4 protein-coding genes and 1 pseudogene are annotated in these 3,953 nt (G+C 72.5%); 3 read left to right on the top strand and 2 right to left on the bottom strand.

What is annotated here, in order from left to right; all coding sequences use genetic code 11:
• Both ACIP82_RS37755 and ACIP82_RS37750 read right to left on the bottom strand, forming a co-directional pair.
• Positions 1–96: pseudogene (locus ACIP82_RS37755) on the bottom strand (electron transfer flavoprotein subunit beta); the annotation flags it as partial.
• A gap of 322 nt (positions 97–418) precedes the next feature.
• Positions 419–832, bottom strand: coding sequence for a thioredoxin family protein (locus tag ACIP82_RS37750; protein ID WP_363615295.1), 414 nt, complete (start codon positions 830–832; stop codon positions 419–421).
• Between the two features lie 213 nt (positions 833–1,045).
• Here ACIP82_RS37750 and ACIP82_RS37745 point away from each other — a divergent pair, with 213 nt between their 5' ends.
• The 3 genes from ACIP82_RS37745 to ACIP82_RS37735 all read left to right on the top strand — a co-directional run bounded on the left by ACIP82_RS37745 (position 1,046) and on the right by ACIP82_RS37735 (position 3,811).
• Positions 1,046–1,471 carry a DUF4395 domain-containing protein gene (locus tag ACIP82_RS37745; RefSeq protein WP_363615297.1) on the top strand — a complete coding sequence of 142 codons (426 nt, stop codon included), beginning with the start codon at positions 1,046–1,048 and terminating at the stop codon, positions 1,469–1,471.
• 230 nt (positions 1,472–1,701) lie between these two features.
• A complete protein-coding gene (locus tag ACIP82_RS37740) occupies positions 1,702–2,481 on the top strand; it encodes a lysophospholipid acyltransferase family protein (RefSeq protein ID WP_400660319.1) in 780 nt (259 codons plus the stop codon).
• Positions 2,482–2,620: 139 nt separating this feature from the next.
• Positions 2,621–3,811: a TolB family protein gene (locus ACIP82_RS37735; RefSeq protein ID WP_400660316.1), complete on the top strand. Its 1,191-nt coding sequence runs from the start codon at positions 2,621–2,623 to the stop codon at positions 3,809–3,811.
• Positions 3,812–3,953 lie beyond the last annotated feature (142 nt).

The raw sequence follows: 3,953 nt of genomic DNA, 5'->3' as shown, positions 1-3,953 counted from the left end.
CACGCCCTCCCGGTCGGTGGTGTGATCCTCCGCGAAACGACGGTCCCCCGTCGCATCCGGCACGTACTTCACACAGACAACGATCCTCAAGCTCACGGCCTGTCTCCTGTACTGGTCTCGTCCGGCGGCTGCGGCTGTGCAAGCGGGCGCGCACACGGCTCGCACCCGCTCCGGGCAGCGTGTTCCCGTGCCGGTCCGGAACTTCCTGGCAGCATACTCGGCAGTAGTCCGACGGTCACTACTGGCCAGTAGCTTACGCCGCCGGACCGGGCCGGAGGGCCCGCACACCGCCCGCGACGGCCCGGAACGAACCCCGGTCCGCGCGAACCGCAGGACGGGTCCGCACTGCCTCAGCGCACATCCTGCCCCAGCCCGCACCCGACTCCACCCGACGGGGCGGCCCATCCGGCCCGCACGGTCAGACCGCCTCGCCCAGCGCCGCGATCACATCCGCCTTGCGCGGCAGCCCGGCCGCCCTGCGCACCACCCTGCCGTCCCGGTCGAGCACCAGGACCGTCGGCGTCCGCAGGACGTCCAGCCGGCGGACCAGCTCCAGCCGCGCCTCGGCGTCCAGCTCGACGTGCGCCACACCCCCGACCATGCCCGCCACCTCGGCGAGCACCCGTCGGGTGGCCCGGCAGGGCTGGCAGAAGGCCGTCGAGAACTGCACCAGCGTGGCCCGCTCGCCCAGGGACTCCCCCAGCTCCGCCGCCGACAGCCGTACCGCCCCGTCCTTCGTCCGCACCCGCAGCCTCCCGTCGCGCCTGGCCCGCAGCAACCCGAACGCGCTCGCCACCGCGAGCACGACACCGCACACCACCAACCCGGTCATCCCCCCAGTCTGCGGCAGGCCCCGCGAGCTCCCGCAGGGAGGTCGACCGCCGGGGCCGCACCCGCGTACGATCACCGCGTGGACTCCGACCGCCCCGCACAGCCGCTGCTGACCTCGCGCCGCGTGGTCGACCTGTGCCGGGCCGCGGTCTCGCGCTGTCGCTGACGCGCCCCGCCGTCACCCCCCCCTCGCGCCCTCTCCCCCGGAGCTCCCTTGCAGATAGACCCCCGCGGCCCTCGTTTCGCCGCCGCGCTCACCACGCTGGTCCTCATCACCGTCCTGATCAGCGGCAGCGGGGTTCTGCTCGCCCTCCAGGCGGTCGTTTTCGCCTTCGGCGCCCTCGGCGGCCCGCACCTCTCGCCGTACGGCTGGCTGTACCGCACCCTGGTCCGCCCCCGCCTGGCCCCGCCGACCGAGACCGAGGACGAACGGCCCCCGCGCTTCGCCCAGGCCGTCGGCCTGGTCTTCGCCGTCGTCGGCACTCTCGGCTACTTCACCGGCGTGACCTGGCTCGGCCTGCTGGCCACCGCCTTCGCCCTCGCCGCGGCCTTCCTCAACGCCCTGTTCGGCTACTGCCTCGGCTGCGAGATGTACCTGCTGATCCGCCGCACCCAGGGCCGTCTCGACGCCTCCGCGTAGCAGCACGCGGCCCGCGGCCACAGAAGTTCCCGGTTCCGGTCATCACGGAAATCACACCCCTGCATCCCGCGTGACCGGACGCCTCAGGTGACAGCAGGCACTCGTTCGGGGGATCATCTCCGTGTATCACCCGTGGCCGCCGCGGCGTGCCGCGCCTCCGGTCGGCCCCCACGTACGACACGGGTACCGCCGGACCGGGCCAGCAGGCCCGTGGGAAGTCAGGACTGACCGTGGCAGAGTTCGTGTACCCGCCCGTGATCGGCGCCGCACTGGCCGTCTTCCGCACGCTCGACGTGCGCATCAAGATCGTGGGCGCCGAGCACATCCCGGCCAACGGCGGAGCGGTACTGGTGAGCAATCACATCAGCTACCTGGACTTCCTCTTCGCCGGCCTCGGCGCCTACCGCGGCGGCAAGCGCAAGACCCGTTTCATGGCCAAGGACGACGTGTTCAAGCACGGTGTCTCCGGCCCGCTGATGCGCGGCATGAAGCACATCCCCGTCGACCGCACCGACGGCCAGCCCGCGTACGAGGCCGCGGTGCGCGCCCTGCGGGCCGGCGAGGTGGTCGGGGTGTTCCCCGAGGCGACCATCAGCCGCTCGTTCATGCTGAAGAAGTTCAAGACCGGCGCCGCGCGGATGGCCGCCGACTCCGGCGCCCCGCTGCTGCCCGTTGTCCTCTGGGGCACCCAGCAGCTCTGGACCAAGGGCCGTCCCAAGACCCTCACCAAGCGCCATGTGCCCGTCACCATCATGATCGGCGAGCCGATCGTGCTGGCCCCCGGCGACAAGCCCGTGATGGTCACCCGCCGCCTGCGCGCCGCGATGAGCGAGATGCTGGACCGCGCCCAGCGCGAGTACCCCGGCAAGCCCAGCGGCCCGGACGACACCTGGTGGCTGCCCGCCCAGCTCGGCGGCACCGCGCCCACCCTGGAGGCCGCCGAGGCCGAGGACGAGGCGGAGCTCACCGCGAAGGCCGAGCGCCGGGCGGCCCGGGGCCAGACTTCCTGAGGCGTTCCCGCCGGTACTCCGTGTGACCGAGCGGGCGCGGGCCGTCGCGTGTCGGCCGATAGTCCGCTCTCCCGATCTGACACAGTGACAGCTCCCCCGGGGGCCCTCGTCCTGAATCGGAGACGGAGATGAGACGCGGATGACCGGCACACGGCTGTCACTCACGACCACGGCCCGCACACGCACCAGCGCCTGTGCGGGCCTCCTGCTGGCGGGCGTCATGCTCACCGGGTGCGGCGCCGAGCCGGGAGAGATCCCGCTCAGCGAGATCCTCGCGGAGTCCCCGTCCGCCACCCCCACCCCCGAGGCCGCCGTAGCCGACGCCACTCCCGGAGTGGCCGGGGCGGCCGCAGCGGCGACGGCCTCCACCGCGCGCAACGGCCTCATCGTCAGCCGGACCTTCCTCGACGCCGACCGGAGCACCAGCGCCATCTTCACCGTCGCGGCCGACGGCACCGGAGAACGCCAGGTCACCCAGCCGTCGGCCAGGGGCCGTGACGATCACCCCGACTGGTCACCGGACGGCACCACCATCGCCTTCGACCGAAGCGACTCACCGGACGGCCTCGCCCGGATCTGGACGGTCTCGGCGGACGGCGAGGGTGCCCACCAGGTCGGCGAGCTCTGCGACGCCGAGGCGGCCGACTGCGTCAACGAGCAGGAGCGCGCGCCCGCCTTCTCCCCCGACGGCAAGCAGCTGGCGTTCAGCCGCGCCTGGGGCGCGACCAACCCGGCCGGCGGCGACCAGATCCAGTACTCCGACCTCTACCTCATGAGCCCGGACGGCACCAGCGCCCAGCGGCTGACGTTCCTGACCAACGACAAGCCCTACTCCGGCGAGGTCAGCAATCCGAGCTGGTCCCCCGACGGCAAGCAGCTCGCCTTCGAGTACCGGACCAGCGCCACCGGCCAGCCCGCGAGCGGCCGCGCCATCTACGTCGTCAACACCGACGGCACCGGCATGCGTCGGCTCACCCCCTGGGAGCTGCGGGCCGGCGAACGGGCGAGCTGGTCCCCGGACGGCAGCCAGATCATGTTCACCACCTACCCCGCCGGCACCGACTACGCCCCGGGCGGAGGCATCTACACCGTCAACACCGACGGCACCGCCATCGGCGCGCTCACCCCCGGCCCGTCCGACGTCTTCTACGACGCCGCCTCCTACGCCCCCGACGGACAGTCCATCGTCTTCGCCCAGGCCCCCGCCGGCGGCAGCGCCGACCTCTTCAGCATGCGGACGGACGGTACGAACGTCACCAGGATCACCAGTACCGCGGACCGCTGGCGGAGCCGCCCGAGCTGGGGAACGGCGATCGCTGCCGCCCCGTGAATTCCGGTGGGGGGCATCGGTGACATCGGTGGCATAAACGCAGGGCCGTAAACGCAGAGAACCCCCACCCGGAATCGGGTGGGGGTTCTCTGGAATGATTGTTCGGCGGCGTCCTACTCTCCCACAGGGTCCCCCCTGCAGT

Origin of the sequence: Kitasatospora sp. NPDC088548 (genome assembly GCF_044753005.1) — a bacterium.
Lineage (GTDB): Bacteria > Actinomycetota > Actinomycetes > Streptomycetales > Streptomycetaceae > Kitasatospora.
The sequence above is the reverse complement of the archived record's forward strand: the minus strand, read 5'-3'. Positions and strand labels throughout refer to the sequence as shown.

Coding starts and splice junctions, on each gene's coding strand:
- ACIP82_RS37735 (WP_400660316.1), top strand. CDS start 2,621: ATGACCGGCACACGGCTGTCACTCACGACCACGGCCCGCACACGCACC.
- ACIP82_RS37750 (WP_363615295.1), bottom strand. CDS start 832: ATGACCGGGTTGGTGGTGTGCGGTGTCGTGCTCGCGGTGGCGAGCGCG.